The 18,244-nt window shown below is 26.4% G+C and carries 19 protein-coding genes, 1 riboswitch and 1 other annotated feature; of the genes, 4 read left to right on the forward strand and 15 right to left on the reverse strand.

Going from position 1 to position 18,244, the window contains the following annotated elements:
- Nucleotides 1–101 precede the first annotated feature (101 nt).
- Nucleotides 102–1,436, reverse strand: coding sequence for a sensor histidine kinase (locus ACH36K_RS14375; protein ID WP_411168297.1), 1,335 nt, complete (start codon nt 1,434–1,436; stop codon nt 102–104).
- A 70-nt stretch (nt 1,437–1,506) separates the two neighbouring features.
- The gene (locus ACH36K_RS14380) at nt 1,507–2,196 is read right to left on the reverse strand and encodes a response regulator transcription factor (protein WP_411168298.1); all 690 of its coding nucleotides are present in this window, start codon (nt 2,194–2,196) and stop codon (nt 1,507–1,509) included.
- A 177-nt stretch (nt 2,197–2,373) separates the two neighbouring features.
- Between ACH36K_RS14380 and ACH36K_RS14385 the strand changes: the two genes are divergently transcribed.
- Both ACH36K_RS14385 and ACH36K_RS14390 read left to right on the forward strand, forming a co-directional pair.
- Nucleotides 2,374–3,558 carry a YibE/F family protein gene (locus tag ACH36K_RS14385; protein ID WP_411168299.1) on the forward strand — a complete coding sequence of 395 codons (1,185 nt, stop codon included), beginning with the start codon at nt 2,374–2,376 and terminating at the stop codon, nt 3,556–3,558.
- A gap of 117 nt (nt 3,559–3,675) precedes the next feature.
- Entirely contained in the window at nt 3,676–3,846 is a 171-nt protein-coding gene (locus ACH36K_RS14390) for a hypothetical protein (protein ID WP_411168300.1), read from the forward strand.
- 95 nt (nt 3,847–3,941) lie between these two features.
- Here the strand turns inward: ACH36K_RS14390 and tyrS are convergent, their stop codons facing one another.
- The 3 genes from tyrS to ACH36K_RS14405 all read right to left on the reverse strand — a co-directional run bounded on the left by tyrS (nt 3,942) and on the right by ACH36K_RS14405 (nt 6,743).
- Complete coding sequence (gene tyrS, locus ACH36K_RS14395) at nt 3,942–5,147, reverse strand: tyrosine--tRNA ligase (protein WP_411168301.1); 1,206 nt, start codon at nt 5,145–5,147, stop codon at nt 3,942–3,944.
- A gap of 131 nt (nt 5,148–5,278) precedes the next feature.
- Nucleotides 5,279–5,547, reverse strand: a binding site (T-box leader).
- A gap of 113 nt (nt 5,548–5,660) precedes the next feature.
- Nucleotides 5,661–6,041 (reverse strand): hypothetical protein, encoded by a 381-nt coding sequence (locus ACH36K_RS14400; RefSeq protein ID WP_411168302.1) that lies wholly within the window; start codon nt 6,039–6,041, stop codon nt 5,661–5,663.
- 90 nt (nt 6,042–6,131) lie between these two features.
- A complete protein-coding gene (locus ACH36K_RS14405) occupies nt 6,132–6,743 on the reverse strand; it encodes a C40 family peptidase (protein WP_411168303.1) in 612 nt (203 codons plus the stop codon).
- Between the two features lie 443 nt (nt 6,744–7,186).
- Here ACH36K_RS14405 and ACH36K_RS14410 point away from each other — a divergent pair, with 443 nt between their 5' ends.
- Nucleotides 7,187–7,666, forward strand: coding sequence for a hypothetical protein (locus tag ACH36K_RS14410; protein ID WP_411168304.1), 480 nt, complete (start codon nt 7,187–7,189; stop codon nt 7,664–7,666).
- A gap of 152 nt (nt 7,667–7,818) precedes the next feature.
- Here the strand turns inward: ACH36K_RS14410 and ACH36K_RS14415 are convergent, their stop codons facing one another.
- The 9 genes from ACH36K_RS14415 to ACH36K_RS14455 all read right to left on the reverse strand — a co-directional run bounded on the left by ACH36K_RS14415 (nt 7,819) and on the right by ACH36K_RS14455 (nt 16,108).
- Nucleotides 7,819–9,816: a fructose-1,6-bisphosphatase gene (locus ACH36K_RS14415; protein WP_411168305.1), complete on the reverse strand. Its 1,998-nt coding sequence runs from the start codon at nt 9,814–9,816 to the stop codon at nt 7,819–7,821.
- A 135-nt stretch (nt 9,817–9,951) separates the two neighbouring features.
- The gene (locus ACH36K_RS14420) at nt 9,952–10,512 is read right to left on the reverse strand and encodes a hypothetical protein (protein ID WP_411168306.1); all 561 of its coding nucleotides are present in this window, start codon (nt 10,510–10,512) and stop codon (nt 9,952–9,954) included.
- 211 nt (nt 10,513–10,723) lie between these two features.
- Nucleotides 10,724–11,299: a hypothetical protein gene (locus ACH36K_RS14425; protein ID WP_411168307.1), complete on the reverse strand. Its 576-nt coding sequence runs from the start codon at nt 11,297–11,299 to the stop codon at nt 10,724–10,726.
- Nucleotides 11,300–11,450: 151 nt separating this feature from the next.
- Nucleotides 11,451–12,287: a PhzF family phenazine biosynthesis protein gene (locus tag ACH36K_RS14430; RefSeq protein ID WP_411168308.1), complete on the reverse strand. Its 837-nt coding sequence runs from the start codon at nt 12,285–12,287 to the stop codon at nt 11,451–11,453.
- Between the two features lie 201 nt (nt 12,288–12,488).
- The gene (locus ACH36K_RS14435) at nt 12,489–13,790 is read right to left on the reverse strand and encodes a DUF2812 domain-containing protein (RefSeq protein WP_411168309.1); all 1,302 of its coding nucleotides are present in this window, start codon (nt 13,788–13,790) and stop codon (nt 12,489–12,491) included.
- Nucleotides 13,780–14,106, reverse strand: a complete 327-nt coding sequence (locus ACH36K_RS14440) for a PadR family transcriptional regulator (protein ID WP_411168310.1) — start codon at nt 14,104–14,106, stop codon at nt 13,780–13,782. The genes ACH36K_RS14435 and ACH36K_RS14440 overlap by 11 nt, the downstream gene beginning before the upstream one ends.
- A 218-nt stretch (nt 14,107–14,324) precedes the next feature.
- Nucleotides 14,325–14,609, reverse strand: coding sequence for a hypothetical protein (locus tag ACH36K_RS14445; protein ID WP_411168311.1), 285 nt, complete (start codon nt 14,607–14,609; stop codon nt 14,325–14,327).
- Between the two features lie 52 nt (nt 14,610–14,661).
- Nucleotides 14,662–15,219, reverse strand: a complete 558-nt coding sequence (locus tag ACH36K_RS14450) for a hypothetical protein (RefSeq protein ID WP_411168312.1) — start codon at nt 15,217–15,219, stop codon at nt 14,662–14,664.
- 1 nt (nt 15,220) lies between these two features.
- Entirely contained in the window at nt 15,221–16,108 is an 888-nt protein-coding gene (locus ACH36K_RS14455; protein WP_411168313.1) for a hypothetical protein, read from the reverse strand.
- A gap of 225 nt (nt 16,109–16,333) precedes the next feature.
- Between ACH36K_RS14455 and ACH36K_RS14460 the strand changes: the two genes are divergently transcribed.
- A complete protein-coding gene (locus ACH36K_RS14460; protein ID WP_411168314.1) occupies nt 16,334–16,570 on the forward strand; it encodes a hypothetical protein in 237 nt (78 codons plus the stop codon).
- 86 nt (nt 16,571–16,656) lie between these two features.
- On the opposite strand, the gene ACH36K_RS14465 is transcribed toward ACH36K_RS14460, so the two are convergent.
- The gene (locus tag ACH36K_RS14465; protein ID WP_411168315.1) at nt 16,657–18,006 is read right to left on the reverse strand and encodes a uracil-xanthine permease family protein; all 1,350 of its coding nucleotides are present in this window, start codon (nt 18,004–18,006) and stop codon (nt 16,657–16,659) included.
- A gap of 112 nt (nt 18,007–18,118) precedes the next feature.
- Nucleotides 18,119–18,220, reverse strand: a riboswitch (purine riboswitch).
- Nucleotides 18,221–18,244 lie beyond the last annotated feature (24 nt).

Below are 18,244 nucleotides of genomic sequence, written 5' to 3' on the forward strand. Positions count from 1 at the left end.
CATTAATACACCTTTTTATACTACTACTTCCACTAAATAAAAGCAATTTTCTACGCCTTAAGTTTTCCTTAAATTTCCTTGCTTAAGTATCTTTATCTCTTTTAATTTCCATTATATTTAGGTAAAGCTATTTTAAACTCACTACCAAAGCCTTCTTTAGAGATTAATATTATTTTACCTTTATGAAGTCCGATAATTTTTTTAGTAATAGCTAAACCAAGTCCACTTCCTCCACTTGATTCTCTTGCACTATCTCCTCTTACAAATTCCTCAAAAACATTATCTTGTAAACTATTACTAATTCCTATACCATTATCGCTGATTATAATTTCTATTTCTTCTCTGCTATTATTTAACCCAATAAATAAAGTTGTATCTCTTTTATTATACTTTAGTGAATTAGTAATTAAGTTTCCAATCGCTCTTTCTAACTCTTTAGAATCAAAATAACAATAAATAGGTGCTTCTTGAATATCTATTTCTAAATTAAATTCTGCATCTTCAATTTCTCCATAATAAAGTGCCACTACACTCCTCAAAAATTCGCACATATCTTTTTTTTCCATATGCAGTTTATAATCTACGTTATCTAATTTAGTAAATAAGAATAACTCATTTATTAAATAGTTTAATCTTAATGTTTTATTATAGATATAATTTAAATATATATTTTTCTCATCATCATCTTGCACAGTTCCATCATTTAAAGCTTTTGAATACCCCATTATAGATGTGATTGGTGTTTTAATATCATGAGCTATATCTCTTATCATATCCTTCTTACTTTTTTCGATTTTTTCTTTATTTTCATTAGCTATCTTAATTTCTTCTACCATATAGTTAAAGCTATCCTTTATTCCATCTATTTCTTTATATCCTTTAAAATCCAGCCTTACCGATAGATTTCCTTCTCTCATTTTCTCTAATCCTAAATTTATTTCATTTAAAATTTCTCTAATTCTTCTTATATATCTATAATAAATTCCCCATAGAGCTACTATTATAAAGACTACTGCTAAAACTATTGAATATCTTAAAGTTTCAGCAACTCTTCTTCCTAAACTCTTTTCTTTAAATTGTTCCTTTAAAAAAAAGTCACCATTAGGTATTTTAACTATATATAAATTATTCTCTTCTCTATATACCTTTGCATCATAAAATTTTTCTTCTCTCTTTAGCTGTTCTTCATATGAAGTAACAATATTTAATAGGCAATAATCATTTATATTATCTTTCTTTTCTCCAATTACATTAATAACCTTATTATTTTCTATAACTTCTATCCATCCACCTACTTCTACAATTCCTTCAATATTAAGATCTTTATAATCTTTAACAAAAAACTCTTCCTCCATCAATATTTCTTCTTCTTTTGTTAAAGGGATTCTAGATGCAATTCCCCAAATTGAAATAAAAATAAATAATATTAAAGCCATAATAAAAACTATTATTGTATAAACATAATTGATAATAAAAATTCTACTTAAACTTTTACTTTTGAATAAATTATTTATCTTCAAATCTATAACCTATTCCTCGTATTGTTTTTATGTATTTATTAGCTTTATCCTCATCTTCTATTTTATCTCTTAAATTACTTATATGAACCATTATTACATTATCATCATAGAGATAATCTTCGTTCCAAACATTTTCAAATATTGTTTGTTTAGTTAAAACCCTGTTTCTATTTTCCATAAATAATTCTAACATTTTAAACTCTTTTAAAGTTAATGTAATTTCTTTTCCATCTTTAGTTAAAATAATTTTTTCTTTATCTAATATTAAATCTCTACTTTTTATAATTTTTTCAACACTATCTTCCACATTTAAAGAATAACACCTTCTTAGCTGAGCATTAACTCTAGCTATTAACTCTAGTGGTTCAAAAGGCTTTGTTATATAATCATCAGCTCCTACATCTAATCCTAAAACCTTATCATAATTTTCACATTTAGCAGATATAATTATTATTGGTATATTGCTTGTACTCCTAATTTTCTTTATTAAAGAATACCCATCTATTCCTGGCATCATTAAATCCATAATTACTAAATTAATTTTTTCTAATTTTAAAATATTTAAAGCTTCATTTCCTTCATATGCTTTAAATATAGAATAGCCTTTATTTCTTAAATACAGGTCAATCAAATCTACAATTTCTTTTTCATCATCAACTATTAATATATTTATCATATATGTCCCCCTATGATTTATAATTAAAACCTTCTCATATTATAATACAGTATTATCCATATTGCTAAAAATAATTAATAATCAAATTATTTCTAACAATATTTTCCTTATGTAATTTACCTTTCATATATACTATACTATAATTATTATTGTATATAAATTACTTTGGAGGATAAAATGGGTAAAAAGATTGAGAAGAATAAGAAACAAAAAAAAGGTTATTTAAATGAAAACGTTATTTTAGTCCTTGGTGTTATATTTTTTAGCCTACTCCTTATAGGTATTTCAAAATTTATATTTAAAAGTGGTTTCTTACCTGACAAATATAATGGAAATATGAAATATTATAATGCAGTTGTTAAAGAAGTATTAAGTGAGGACTTAGCAAAAGATCCTTTTCTAGAAAATGTTGAAGTTGGATTTCAAAAAGTACTTGTTGAAGTTTCATCTGGCCCTTACTCTAAAACTTTACAAGAAATAGAGAATCCAATAAGTAGACTATATAACTTAAAGGTAAAAGAGGGAACAAAAGTTATAATTGGAGTGTCTGAAAAAAATGGAACTACTCAATTTAATTTATATAGCTATGATAGAAGCAATATGATTTATTTGTTAGTAGCAATATTTATACTTTCAGTTGTAGCAATAGGTGGAGTTAAAGGCGTTAAGTCCTTGGTTGCACTAATATTTACTTTAATATGTTGTGTATATTTGATGGTTCCTCTAATGTTAAGGGGAGTAAATCCTATAATGGCTGGAATAATTATGAGCACACTTAGCATAGTTATCACTCTTATATTAGTTTCTGGTTTCAATAAAAAGACACTAACTGCTATTTTAGGTACTATTTCTGGTGTTGTTATTTCTGGGATAATAGCTTACATTTTTGGTGCATTAACAAACCTTTCTGGTTTAAATATGAGTGAAGCTGAAAGTTTAATGTATATTGCTGAAGATACAGGTTTAAAAATCAGAGGAATAATGTTTACAGGGATTCTAGTAGCTACTCTTGGTGCTGTTATGGATATTGCTATGTCAATTGCATCCTCTATATTTGAAATTCATAAAGTAAATAGCAAAATAAGTTTTAATGATTTATTTAAAAGTGCTATGAATATTGGTAAGGATACGATTGGAACAATGACAAACACCTTAATTTTAGCTTTTGCTGGAGGATCACTAAGTATTTTAATTTTAGTATTCTCAGCTAATATGCCTTTTAATAAAATGATAAATTTAGATCTTTTAGGTATTGAGATTATTCAAGGCTTATCTGGTAGTATTGGAATAGTTTTAGCAGTACCAATTACTGCACTTATAGGATGTTATTTATGTAAAAATCAAATTAAATTTAGAAAATAAGATACAAGTTATACCTCTATAAATAATAAATACTATATTAAGCTACATTTTAATAATATTTTTTCAGTACCTTATGGAAAAGCTAATATAGACAACTTATATTAGGAGGGAACTAAAATGGATAATAATAAACATAGAAGAAAAGATCGTCCTAAATCAAATGCTGAACTTAGAAAAATGTATTCAGAATCTGGCTCTGAAATTGGTATTGAGAATGGGAAAAAGAAAGGTGCTCACTCTAACGGTAAAAAGTTCACTAAAAGATCAAAGTTATCACATAATAAATAACATTAATATGCTAATTTATCATATGATAACTTTATAAAAATAACCCTGTTCCAATTAACAGGGTTATTTCTGATTACTTTAAAAAATTAATTTTATTAATTAATTTCTATCTTTACAAATTTCTTTTTACCTATTTTTAATACATCTCCAGAAAATAAATTTATATTCAAATCATTTATTTTTTCTCCATTAATTTGAACTCCACCTTGTTCTACAAGTCTAGTAAATTCTTTTTTACTCGGAACATACTTTTCTTCTATTAATTTAGAAGTAATATCCTTCAACAAATTATTTTCTACACTTACGCTAGGAATATTATCTGGTATTTCTTTTTTAGCAAATGCTGAATTATAAAATTCTATTGCTTCATTTAAAGCCTCTTCTGAGTGATATAATTTTGTTATTATTTTAGCTAATTCTAATTTAACATCTTTTGGATTTTTGCCATTAATTAGTTCATTCTTTATTTTATCTATTCTATCTGGATGCTCATCTGTAGCTAGTTCAAAGTATTTTATAATTAAATTATCTGGAACTTCCATTATTTTTTTAAACATTATATTAGCAGGTTCATTTACACCAATGTAGTTACCAAGACTTTTACTCATTTTTTCAATACCATCTAATCCTTCTAAAATAGGCATAAACATTGCTATTTGTTGTTCTTGTCCCATAGTTTTTTGAAGAGTTCTTCCCATTAAAATATTAAAAGTTTGATCTGTTCCTCCAAGTTCTATATCAGACTTTAAAGCAATTGAATCATAAGCTTGCATCAAAGGATAGAAAAATTCATGAATTCCTATTGGAATATTATTTTTATACCTTTTTTGAAAATCATCTCTTTCTAATATACGAGCAACGGTAGTAGTTGCAGCTAAATTTAAAACTTTGTCAAAAGTTAATTTTGAAAGCCACTCACTATTAAAACGAACTTCCGTTTTATTTTTATCTAAAACTTTAAATATTTGCTCCTTATAAGTTTCAGCATTATTTAAAACCTCTTCATCAGTTAATGCCTTCCTTCCTTTTGCCTTTCCTGTTGGATCTCCTATTTTACCTGTAAAATCTCCAATAACTATTACCGCTTTATGGCCTAGATCTTGCATTTGTTTAATTTTACGTAAAACAACAGCATGACCAAGATGAATATCCGGTGCACTTGGATCAAGTCCTAACTTAATAATTAATGATTCATTATTTTTTTCAGCTTTTTCTAGCTTTTTTCTTAATTCTTCTTCATTAATTATTGTGTCTACTCCCTTTTTAATAATTTTCATTTGCTCTTCAATTGTTTTTTTCATCTAAAACACTCCTCTTATATTATTTAAAATATAAGCAAGTTCTATAAGACTAACTTTGTAAAAGCTACTTGATAAAAGTATCTGAACCAAGATAAGTATTTTTAAAAACAAAAAACTCCCGTCCCTTATATCAAAAGGACGAGAGATAAATCTTCGTGTTACCACCTTAAGTTCATAGACAATTCACATTGCCTACCTTTTCGAGTACTCCATTATTACCCAGGTAATACTCTAGCACTATAACGTGTGCAAGGAATACGTCACAGCCTACTAAACCTTAAAAGTCATTTGGTGTGAAGCTCAAAGATGTATTCATAATTAGCTTATCTTGCACCTCTCATCAACCGGCTACTTTCTGTAAGCTTTACTAACTACTACTTGTTCTTATCACAGCTTTTAATTATCTTATACTCCGAATTATAAACATTTATAAATCTTCGTTATGCTTATTAATTAATATGGATTATATATCTTATTTACTTTATTGTCAATATTTTTTAAAAATTCAATTAACTAATAATCAATTTTTATATTTATAGTCCTATCTTTTTTCTTAATATCTAATGCTTTATTATTGGAAACAAATAATTTTTTACTATTAAATAACTTATCCCCTTCTCCAATGTATAGCTGTCTTCTCATAAATATAAATTTTCTGTAGTCTTCGCCTAAATAATCTTTTATATTAGCTTTATGAATTGATTGTTCATATGGAAAAACACCATCATACAGAAGTATTTCATAAATCAAGTATCTATCAAACCATATTCTCTTATACTTACTCCAGTAAGCTATATCTACTATTTCTTTTTGATCATCATATTTTAATTCTTCTATAAACAAATTATCATTTATCCAAGTATCCTTTACATTTCTATTAATATCTAAGTTCAAAGCTTCTTCCCCCTTTAACCTTATTCCCTTAAATTCTAAGTATATAACTAAGAGTTTTATATAGATAAAAAGGTTCCCTTCTATTTGTAATTATTTTAGTGAATTTATATAATCGATAGGTCTATATATTACGCTGTCTTCTCCTAAATAAAGATCTCCATTCTTTACTCCTCCTAGTGGATAAGGTAACTTATTATATGCATTTATAATTTTTCCTTTTCCTTTATATAAAACTACATGTCCTGGAGTAAAAATTAAATCTCCAGGTTGTATATCTTCTTTATCAACTTCATATCCTTGCAATGTTTCTTCTTGATCATAAGTTGAATATCCGATTTCAACTCCTGTTAATTCTTTATATATCCAATAAGTTAATCCAGAGCAATCGAAGGCTTGATTTCCTATATATGTTTCTCTCTTTAATGGATAATAACTTTCTCCATAGTATCCTATTAATTCATCAAGCCTTTCACCAGTCATAATCTCACCTTTTCCACCCCATACGTATTGAAAGCCTATTTTTTCTTCTGCTAATTCAATAACTTTATTTACTACTTCCTTGTCTTCTTCTGTCATATTTATTCCTTCATTTTTATACTTATTTCTTGAGTTTAAATTAACTACTAATCTAATACTTACTAATATCAATATAATAATAAGTATTGAAATTATTATCCTACTTTTATTTAATTTTCTTCTCAATATACACACCCCCTAATTACTATTTTTACCATTATATAATTTAATTTTACCTTGTTTTTCTTAATTTTAATAATTAAGTTTTAATTACAAAATAAGCAAAAGGACATGCTATTCATTTATAATATGTCCTTTTGCTTATATAATATTTAAATCATATTTACTTCCCATTGATATTAATGGCTTTAAAAAAATCCTAGTATTTCATTCGGTAGAGCTTCACTTTGAAAGTCTTATTCTACTATCCTAACTGGAAATTTTAAATAAAACAGTAAATTAATATATATAATATAAAAATATTCTTTTTTGCTTATATTATGTTAAACTTAATATATAGAAAAGACTATTTTGTAAATTAACTAAATTCTTAAAAGCATAACAGAGTTATTTTCTTGGCTTAAGAAGCATTAATATTCTTAAGCCAAGAAAGGAGGAAAGGAGGACATATGAAAAGAAAAAATAAAACTTACATTGTAATAGGTGTAATTATTAGTGTACTAATCTTATCATCTTATATCTATGAAAAGATAACAGAACCCTTTCCTTCAAAAAGACCTACTGTAAATATTAAGTATCAAGGAAATAAACTTTATACAAAATCAGGAGATGAAAATTGGTTTAATCCTAAATTCGGTGGCAATTCTGCAATGAGAGGTAGTCCTTATGAAATAGGAAAAGAAATGGATACTTTTTATGCAAACCCTGGAGATACTATTGAAGTTTCATTTTCTTTAAAACCTAAGGAAGTATATATTGTAAATTTGGAAGACAAGCCTAGAAAAGATTGTGATGAAAAGAAGTTAGGCTCATCAAATAAGTACTCAATTGAGCTGCCAAGTGAGAAGGGTGAGTATATTATTGAAATATATGGTCGTTGGGATAGCACTCATACCTCTTCTAATATATTTAAAGTAACTATTCAATAATATATAATTAAAATAATAATTAAAGAAATTAAAGTATTGTTATAAAAAGAACAGTGTATAAACTTTGTATAATAAGCATAGCTATCTATCATATTAGTGATAGATAGCTATGTTTCCTTTTTATTTAAAAACAAACTTATCTGATTTGAAAATTATTTTATCAAGCCTTTTCTATATGCCGTAAGTAACATCTTTAAGTCTCTTATTTGCCTTTTTAGCTCTAACCCAATATCAGTATCTTTAACTCTTCTTCTTTCTAAATTTTTTTCTACCACAGTAATTGTAGAAAGAATATCTTTTTCATTTACTATAGCATCTTCTATTGAGTCAAAGGGTTCGTGAGCGACTAACTGAAATCCATATGAATTATATATAAGAGTATATCCAGCTATTCCTGTATGACTTCTGTATGCTTTAGCAAATCCACCATCTATTACTATAAGTTTACCATTTGCTTTTATAGGACTTTCTCCGCTTTTATTTTTAACAGGTACATGTCCATTAATTATTCTTCCCTCATTGGAGTTAATTCCAAACTCTTCAAGAATTTTATTACATACTGCTTCATCATCTCTCCATTTATAATATGGATTCTTATATTCCTTATGTGTAGTTTTATCATCTATAAAATATCTTTCAAATGTAGTCATTTGTTCTTTGCCAAAAAGTGATGAATTAGAGCCCGTCCATAGATACCACATTATATCCATTCCATATTCTCTTTCCTTAGTATCTCTTTTACTAAAGTACCCTTCTCTTGCTAAGGATTCAAGCTTTTCTAAAAGAATTTTTCCACTATATTCTTTTCCTTGTATAGTCATACTTTTAAAGGTTTTATCCTTATTTAAAGGTATACATCCGTGTAATAAAAGACTATCATTATATTTTAAATAAATGCTTCCTTTTTCAAAAAGAAAAGAGATATGCCTTTGTAATTTCTCACTATTAATAAAAGAAGACTCTAGTTTTTCAATTAAAATCTCTTCATCCCTTGTAAGCTTAAATGGATTTCCTTTATCTATAGTAGGAAATTTTTTATCATTAAGTTCATATATATTATTATTTAATTTAATAATTCCCTTATCATAATCTATATTATTTAATAATAACCTATGTTTCATTTTAAATTCTGGATTTCTTTCTATTACTTCATTTTCAAGTTTAAATTGAATAATAGTTATAGCTTTATGCATTTTAGCTATTAAATCTATCTCAAAATTATTATAGCTACTTTTATCATTTAATTTAGGAATAAAATTTTTACATGGATCATCTTTGTAATACTTAAGTGCAAAGGTTGCTAATGGCAATATGTTAATTCCGTAAATGTCTTCTATTATATCTAAATTTGAATATCTAGCTGAAATCCTTAAAACATTAGCTGTACATACTCTTGAACCTGATGCCGCTCCCATCCAAAGTATGTCATGATTTCCCCATTGTATATCAACTGAATGATAATTTATAAGTGTATCTAAAATTATATCTGGCCTTGGCCCTCTATCATATATATCTCCTAATATATGAAGTCTATCAATAACTAATCTTTGTATAAGCTTAGCTAGTGCAATTATAAATTCATTTGCCCTATCAATATCAATAATTGTAGTAATTATCTTATCATAATACTTTTGTTTGTCTATTCCATTTACTTGTTCATGTAATAACTCTTCTATGACATAAGTAAAATCTTTTGGCAGTGCCTTTCTCACTTTTGACCTTGTATACTTAGATGACGCATATCTGCATAATTCAATAAGCCTATATAAGGTTATTTTGTACCAGTCACCAATATTTTTTTCTTCTTTTAAAACTATTTCTAATTTTTGTTCTGGATAATAAACTAAAGTTGCAAGGCTTTTCTTTTCACTGTCCATTAATGTATTTCCAAATATATCTTCTATTTTTCTTTTAACTGTCCCAGATCCATTTTTCAAAACATGAATGAAAGGCTCATATTCTCCATGTATATCACTTAAAAAGTGCTCTGTTCCTTTTGGTAAATTTAAAATTGCTTCTAAATTAATGATTTCTGTAGCCGATTCTGCAATGCTTTGATATTGTTTTGATAATAATCTTAAATAAGTTTGCCTTGATATATCTTCTATTAGTATATTTTCATCATCAACTTCCTCATTATATCTATCCATTCAAAATCCTCCTATACATTTAACTTTATTATATAATAATTTCAGTAACTATTGTAAATTTTATAAAAATATAGTTAGATTAAAATGAGCTGTTGAAAATTAAACAGCTCATTTTAATTATTAATCACTTTGTATTTATTTATTACGATATCGACATGGATCATAATTAAATACTGCTTCAAAATTATAATAGTTACATCCATCAAATGCTAATAGAGGTAATATATCAATTTTACCTGGCTTCAAACATTTTTTAGGAACGAATAATATTCCTGCATTTAAAATATAATAGCTTCCAAGAATACCTCTCACTTTGCTACACCTTTTATTATAGTTAGGACCTATATACTTGACACTAACAGGTGCACAACTCTTTGATGATGATGCTAAAAAATATTGAACTTTTCCTGGATATACGTATATTACTTTATTTTTGGATTCAATATGCATTTCTAATTTACAATTAGCTTGAAGTAATGTTTTATTCGCACATGACCATTTTTCTTCATATTCTTCCATAGATGCCTTTGCTTCATCATTTATATCTTCAACCAACTCTAAATTTTCGTCCCCATTTTCAGTCTCAATAGCTATATTAAAGTCATTTTCAGTCTCAATAGCTATATTAAAGTCATCTTCACTATATTCAGTCTCAATAGCTATATTAAAGTCATCTTCACTATATAATGTTTCCATTAATTATATCCTCCCATTACTATAGAATCATTTTATAATAAAATTTCAAATCCTATACTAAGCCCACAATATAATATGCTATTTTATTTAAATCTAACATATTAATTAACTTTAAATATAGTTTTTATTCATTAAATAAAAACTACTGCATTATGCAAAACAGACATCTTAAATGCCAATTTAAGATGTCTGAATACTTACGGCCTATAATTTATTTATTACAACATTTACATGGGTCAAAAGTAAATACTACATCAAACTTAAATTTATTACATCCATCAAATGCTTCAAAAGGTAATACATCAATTTCACCAGGTTGTAAATCTTTCTTAGGAATAAATAGAATTCCTGCATTTAGTATGAAATAAGTTCCAAGGTTTCCGCAAACCTTTTTAAATTTTGGATTAAATCCATGTCCAATAAATTTGACCTTAATTTGTCCACAACATTTTGATGAAGTTGCTAAAAAATATTGAGCTGTTCTTGGACATACATATATTATTTTATTTTTAGGTTTAACGTGGATCTCTGATTTACAATTAGCTTCAAGTCGAGTGTGTTTAGAATCTGGACATCTATCTTCTTTATCTTCCATTTCTTCTTCACATTTAATTTTGTGTGCTTCTTTTTTTGTAGGTCTAGTTTTCTTTACATATTCCCACATTTCTTTTTCATCTTCACTCATTCCTATTTGTTTTTCTGAATCTTCTTCCAATTCTAAATGCTCTTTTACATATTCCATTTCGCTAACTGTATCTAGTTCAGTTTCATCATATAGTATTCTCATTAATTATATCCTCCCATTATTAAAGAATTACCCTTATAATATAATTCTTAATATTTTATTAGATATAATATCCTATGTTTATCTACTTAATCTGACACATTAATAGTGCTAATTTTTAATGATTTCACTAAAAATTCTTATAAATATTTATTTATATATATAATTCTCCCTTAAACACTACAACTGCCTCACCACTTAACTCTACTCTGTTATTTTCTAATACTTTTATTAAAATTTCTCCACCTCTATTTGAACATTGATAAGCTAACATTTCAGTTTTATTTAATATGCTACTCCAATAACTTGCTAATAGAGTATGTACTGATCCTGTAACTTGATCTTCATTTATTCCTGCCCAAGGATTAAAGTATCTCGATATAAAATCGTATTTTTCACTTCCTTTACAAGTAACCCCTATTCCTTTTACATTAGTATTAAAACTTAACACTTTTAGTTTTTCGAAGTTTGGTTGTAAATTAATTATTTCTTCTTCGCTTTCTAGTTCTATAACAAGTTTTCTTGTTTTTTCACCTATAATAGCTTTTAAATATTTTTTTATTCCCATAGCTTTTAAAATATCTTCTGTTAATTCAAAATTTAAAGGCTTGTCTATTGGAAAATCTAAACCTATCTTCTCATTTTCCTTTTTAGCAATAAGAGTTCCACTTTTAGTTTGATACTTTATTTCTTGCCCACTTATGTTGAATTTATCAAATAGTACCTTTGAAGTTGCTATAGTTGCATGTCCACATAAATCTACTTCTACTTCAGGAGTAAACCATCTTAAAGAAAAGAAATTACAACCATTTATATCAGAACACTCTAATGGTTTAACAAATGCTGTTTCTGACAAATTCATTTCCTGTGCAATACTTTTCATTAATTCATCATTTATATCATCTTCTAAAATACAAACTGCTGCTGGATTTCCTTTAAAAGCTTTATTTGTAAATGCATCAACTTGATATATCTTAATTTCCTTATTCATATTATTCCTCCAGATAATTTTACTTTTAATAATTAAATCTACTTTACATTATATATTCTTTGCATGAATTAATATTTAAAATAATAATTTAAATATATCACTAAACGCTGCTACTTTTGAAGAAAAATCTTACAACTAAATATAAATAGAAGTGGATTCAATAATATGAACCCACTAAACTTGGAGCTTTTAATTAAAAACTTATAATTTAAATAACTTTTTATAAACAATATCTATTAATTCTTCTTCACTTATCTCCTCTATAGTTGATATTTCCATCATTTTATTAGGAGAAACTATAAAATATTGATGACCATGCTCGTTCATATAAACTTTAATATCTTTAGGTAAATTAGTTTCTTTTTCTATATATTCTACATCTATCTTATTTGCAAAGCTCATTTCTTTATTAAAGTTATATCTAACTGCCCATTGGTATTTACTTTCAAATAAGCTATATCTTAAATGAACCTTCTCTCCTGAGTTACTATAAAATAAATAAGATGCTAAAGGACTCTTTTCCTCTCCTAAAAATACTTCTTCATCTTTATTTTTATCATTGAAATCTCTAAGGCTTAATATATGATTTTCCTCATTTAATTTTTCATTACTTCTATATGATCTTGTTAATACGCTTGCAAAAATCATATTTGATATTGTAACAAAAAATACTAATGTTATTATTGTATAAGTTCCAATAATTATCCACTTATTATTTTTGTAATTTTTATTTTTTATAAAATTTATTATATAGTTAGATAAAATTCCTAATAATAACATAACAATTATTAACTTTATTACCCATAAATCTGATGTTATAGTAAAACCTATTATAATTGCTATAATTATTGCTAATTGAACTTTGTAAATCACTCTTTTTATTAAGACGCCAACTTGAAAATCATAAGATACCTTTTCATTTCTTTTTAAACTATTTCTTCCCTTAATATCAAATATAATAAATCTAATTAACCCCATAAACTCGTGTATAGTAAAAACCATTACCAATAATAAGCTTCCTAGAGCTAACGTGCTTGCTAAAAAATGTGCATTTGGGCTTCCAATAGTTATAATATATTGAGTATATAGAAGACTTATTAAAGTTATTAGGTTTAAACAAACATATTTCAATGAAGCTTTACGGATAGTATTAAACTTCTCACCTTCATCAGTATGAATATCTATCCTCCCTTTCTCACTTTCACTGCTGTAAATTTGTATTTTTTCTCTTTCGCAGACAAATTCCCATCCAGCTTCCTTACAGTATTCTCTGTAGCCTAAAGCTTTATCACTATCTTTTCCATCAAAAAAAGATATACTATCCATTATATCGACTGAGTACTTTACTACCTTAGGTTCTCTTTTCTTAAACTTTAATAAAATACCAGTTATACTTTCTAACCTCCAGCCCTTTAATGCCATACTTTCTAAATATTTTTCCAAAGATTTATATTCATACGGCAAAAAGTTATATATTACCCATTTGCTATCCCTAAACATCATAACTATCTCCCCCTAAAAGCAATTTACCATCTTCAACCAAAGTAATTAAACGACTATATTCTTCCTTTAATGTATTTAGGCCTTTATCTGTAATAATGTAGCTTCTTTTTCTCCCAATTACTTCAGTTTCCCGAATCATACCCTCCTTTTCAAATTTTCCGAGTAAAGCATATAAAGTTCCTGGTCCTACTTTAACTCTGCCATTAGATATTTCATCCACGCTCACCATAATATCTACACCACATCTCTCTTGTAGCAAAGACATTAAAATATAATACATTGGTTCAGTTAAATTCTGAAACTGTTCTCTTGCCATCTGAAATCACCCCTAACATCGATACTCGATATTGTTAACAAAATACAATATAACTATTGGATAATCTTACTTTTATTGTAATATCGAGTATCAATATTGTCAATATATTTAGTAGGTTTTATTTTCATTAAATCTACTAAATGTATACTATCTTCAATAGCTTCATAGTCTCTAAAATAAAAAAAGCTCTTCAATTAAACTGAAGAACTTTTTTAATATTATTTATTATCTAAGGGTAAAGAGCTTAAACTCACCTTGTTTTTATCATCTTTTGAGTTTTTATATTTGTCCTTTTCTTTTACAACATTATTTAATTCTATATAAGAGTTAGTTATTTTTGATGAATACTCATCAAATATTACATCTTCATTAGAAAAATCATCATTTATTTTTAATTTATCTAAATCTCTGTTCATACCTAATGCTGTATTTCTATTGAAATTATTATCTGATAAATTTTCAGATTTTTTAAGTTGTAACTCATCTAATATATTTTTAATCATTAATAACACCTCCATATCTCTATAAAAGTATTATTTGTAAGTTTATATTAATTTATTTAACTATTTGCAAATCATCTTTATATAACCTTTTAAAAGATAACATTATCCATATTATTATTAGTAATGCATATATTACAATTACTACTCCTACCAATTCTGACATAAATATAAAGTTAATATTACTTACAATTACTACAACTGGATATAAATAAATATACTTTATCGCCTTATCTTCATATTCTATTCCTAGATAACTATTATATTTTTCAGATAAAATTTGTGAAGTTCCTTCTAAAAGCTTTAACATACTTAAAAATTCTAAAATACTGCCTATATTAAAAAATATTGTATTTAAAATTATATTATTAGATGAGGTTTCTATACTCATAAATGGTAATATAAAAGTTATAAAAGCAATAAATGCTTTTATATTGTTTAATTTCAACGATATATTAAGTGAAATATTGTCATGTTCAATTAATATTTCCTTTATTCCTGAGCATATAATTAATATTCCAATAAAGTTTGGTAAAAGCTTAATTGATCCTAAATTGAAGTGAAAAGTTGTAAAAAACATCCCCCAAAATATCTTTTTATAACCATGAATCATTTTATATTTCCCCCTTTACTCTTAGATATTTATATATATCATAAAAACTAAAGTTAGGATTATACATTATATTGTCTATTCTTTTTTTATATTCTTTCTCATTTCTATCTTTAAAATAAATAACTGGTTTTATATCATAACTATAAAGCTTCATTGATATATCACTTATATCAGAAAACTTATATGTGAAATATAGATTTTCATTTCCATTATAAATTGTATCCCTTGAGTCTAAATTTCCTACCTTATTTATATTAAAATTAAAAAATTCTCCTATCTCTGAAAATAATGATGAATATACATTTGATACCCTTATATATTCACTAACAAATATTCCTTTTTTAGAAACTCCGCTAGTATCGTTAATATCAGCCATACTAGTAAGATGACCTTCATTTCTATCATTCTTATAAAGTATTATCTTCCCTAAATCTACATCTATAGTAAGACCATCATTAAAAGTTATAGTTGCTTCACTTAACACGATATTATTAGATAAATCATATCCATAGTTTTGTGAGTTTAAGTTCAGAAAAACTGTATGAACACCATATCTTCCATGATTTTCAATGTTATCATTACTATAATTATAAAACCTCATCAATCCTCCTGAATTATTTTCACTTGCATAAAAATTCAATTTGGGTTCCTCTTTAAAGGTTATAGATGATACTTTTCTTTTATCTTCTCTATTTGATATGTATTTTAGTTCAATATCATAACCTGAAGTAGATAAAGAACCCTCATTTTCTATAATTTCAACTTCTTTATAATTTTTCAAAAATACAGGCTTATCTAAATTCAACTTACTTAAAATTAAAAGTGATATCAAAAAAGATATAACTATTAATGTAATAGAAATCTTTAAAGCTTTATCAATATTTTTCATTTTATCCCCCTAAATACCTAATCTAAATAATATCCTCAAATTAATTATACACTAAATTTACAAATTATCCTTTATTTGCACAACAATATTTAAAAAACTAAAATACTCTTTTAAATATACCATAACATCATAGATTTTTTGCCTTTTTATGGTATATAATTAAAGTATAGTTAATGAACAATCGTATTATATTTGAGAAGATTATTCTATTAGGAGGTGGTTTAATTGAGAAAGGTTAGTAGGATATTAATGTCAATTATCGTTATCATATTGGCAGTTTTAGGTTTATTTAATATTATAAATTCTAAAATTACAATACCAATTATATTGATAATATTAGGTATCTTGAATATATCAAATGGATATTCCTCATATATTAATGATAAAAAAGGAGAATCTATTTTATTAATTTCAAGTGGATTATTCATAGTATTTGTTTCTATATATACAACATTTTTTTAGGAATCTCTAAGTATAGTTTTCTTAAATTACGAAATAAAAACCCCAACAACTCAAGTTGTTGGAGTTTTTATTGTTATGCTTATATATTATGCTGCCCCTACATCATTTTCATTCATCGCTTCTAATTCTTCTTTATCTTCTCTTAAAACTACATTTAAAACTAATGCTGTTATTGTTCCTGTTGATATACCTGATGCAAAAATCATTTTTAATGCCTCTGGTAATTGTGAAATAAATTCTGGTCTAAATGTTACTCCAAGTCCTAAGCCAATTGATGTAGCTATTATTAAAAGATTACGTTCATTTATTTTAACTTTACTTAATGTTTTAATTCCTGCTGCTGCAACTGTTCCAAACATAACTATTCCAACACCACCTAAAACAGGTTGAGGAATGCCATTTACTATTGCTGCGAGCTTAGGTAGGAATCCTAAAATAACTAATATAATACCTGCCATTACAGCAACATAACGACTAGCTACTTTAGTTAATGGTATTAGCCCAACGTTTTGACTAAAAGTTGTATTTGGTAATGTACCTACAACTCCACCTATCATACTTCCAATTCCATCAGATAATACGCCTGCTCCAATGCGTTTTTCATTCATATCTACTTCTGAAACTTCCCCAATTGCCTTTAAACATCCTACGGTTTCTATTGCTGTTACAAAATATGCTGGAATAAATGCAATAAGTGCTTTTAAATCAAAAGTTACACCATATTCAAATATCTTAGGTATTGAAATCCAGCTTGCTTCCTTAACTGCTGTAAAGTCTACTAATCCTAAAGGAATACATACAATATATCCAACTAACATTCCTATAAGTATAGATGCACTACTAAGCATACCTTTCCCATAACGGTTTAATAATAATGTTCCAATAAGTACAAGCATTGAAATTGATATATTTTTTATGCTACCATAATCTGATGCTCCAACTCCTCCTGCAGCCCAATCAATTGATACTGGTAATAATGTTAATCCTATTAAACATACCACTGTACCAGTGACTAATGGTGGAAATAATTTCATTAATGGTCTTATAAAATAGCTAAGAATTACCTCAAAGATAGCTCCTAGAATTGTAGCTCCTATTATTCCTGGAAGTCCTAATACTGATCCAACTGTAATAGACGGTGAAACAAATGTAAAATCTGTTCCCATTATACAAGCTACTTTAGATCCTACTGGTCCTACTCCTCTAGCTTGTATTATAGTTGCAAGACCTGCTGCAAGTATTGATGCGCTTATTAAAGCTGTTCCTGTTTTAGCATCAAAGCCTAAAGCACTAGATATAACTAGTGGAACAACTATTATCCCACCAAAAGCAGCAAATATATGTTGAATTCCAAATAATATCTTTTCTAATATTGGTGGATTATCATCAACTCCATACACTAAGTTAATTTCATCTGTTGTTTTTACTTTATCCATAACCTTATCCTCCATTTTTAAGTAATAAAAAACACCTCGCAATCGAGGTGTTGTCCTTAAAAATAGAAGTAAGCCTATAAATTTATGTAAAAATTTATTTATACTAATATCCTTTTTAAATACACTACCTCGTAGTCTGCCTATTTACGGTTAGCAGGTAGAAACTTTCGGTCCATATTACCGACGATATACGAGTTTATTCCTAATTTATATTGGTATTATACACAAACATTAATAT

The organism is Clostridium sp. MB05 (assembly GCF_046581255.1).
Classification (GTDB): Bacteria; Bacillota; Clostridia; order Clostridiales; family Clostridiaceae; genus Clostridium.

Excerpts from the sequence above, each read along its gene's own strand:
- ACH36K_RS14375 (WP_411168297.1), bottom strand. The coding sequence starts at position 1,436 with ATGGCTTTAATATTATTTATTTTTATTTCAATTTGGGGAATTGCATCT.
- ACH36K_RS14380 (WP_411168298.1), bottom strand. The coding sequence starts at position 2,196 with ATGATAAATATATTAATAGTTGATGATGAAAAAGAAATTGTAGATTTG.
- ACH36K_RS14385 (WP_411168299.1), top strand. The coding sequence starts at position 2,374 with ATGGGTAAAAAGATTGAGAAGAATAAGAAACAAAAAAAAGGTTATTTA.
- ACH36K_RS14390 (WP_411168300.1), top strand. The coding sequence starts at position 3,676 with ATGGATAATAATAAACATAGAAGAAAAGATCGTCCTAAATCAAATGCT.
- tyrS (WP_411168301.1), bottom strand. The coding sequence starts at position 5,147 with ATGAAAAAAACAATTGAAGAGCAAATGAAAATTATTAAAAAGGGAGTA.
- ACH36K_RS14410 (WP_411168304.1), top strand. The coding sequence starts at position 7,187 with ATGAAAAGAAAAAATAAAACTTACATTGTAATAGGTGTAATTATTAGT.
- ACH36K_RS14415 (WP_411168305.1), bottom strand. The coding sequence starts at position 9,816 with ATGGATAGATATAATGAGGAAGTTGATGATGAAAATATACTAATAGAA.
- ACH36K_RS14420 (WP_411168306.1), bottom strand. The coding sequence starts at position 10,512 with ATGGAAACATTATATAGTGAAGATGACTTTAATATAGCTATTGAGACT.
- ACH36K_RS14425 (WP_411168307.1), bottom strand. The coding sequence starts at position 11,299 with ATGAGAATACTATATGATGAAACTGAACTAGATACAGTTAGCGAAATG.
- ACH36K_RS14430 (WP_411168308.1), bottom strand. The coding sequence starts at position 12,287 with ATGAATAAGGAAATTAAGATATATCAAGTTGATGCATTTACAAATAAA.
- ACH36K_RS14435 (WP_411168309.1), bottom strand. The coding sequence starts at position 13,790 with ATGATGTTTAGGGATAGCAAATGGGTAATATATAACTTTTTGCCGTAT.
- ACH36K_RS14440 (WP_411168310.1), bottom strand. The coding sequence starts at position 14,106 with ATGGCAAGAGAACAGTTTCAGAATTTAACTGAACCAATGTATTATATT.
- ACH36K_RS14445 (WP_411168311.1), bottom strand. The coding sequence starts at position 14,609 with ATGATTAAAAATATATTAGATGAGTTACAACTTAAAAAATCTGAAAAT.
- ACH36K_RS14450 (WP_411168312.1), bottom strand. The coding sequence starts at position 15,219 with ATGATTCATGGTTATAAAAAGATATTTTGGGGGATGTTTTTTACAACT.
- ACH36K_RS14455 (WP_411168313.1), bottom strand. The coding sequence starts at position 16,108 with ATGAAAAATATTGATAAAGCTTTAAAGATTTCTATTACATTAATAGTT.
- ACH36K_RS14465 (WP_411168315.1), bottom strand. The coding sequence starts at position 18,006 with ATGGATAAAGTAAAAACAACAGATGAAATTAACTTAGTGTATGGAGTT.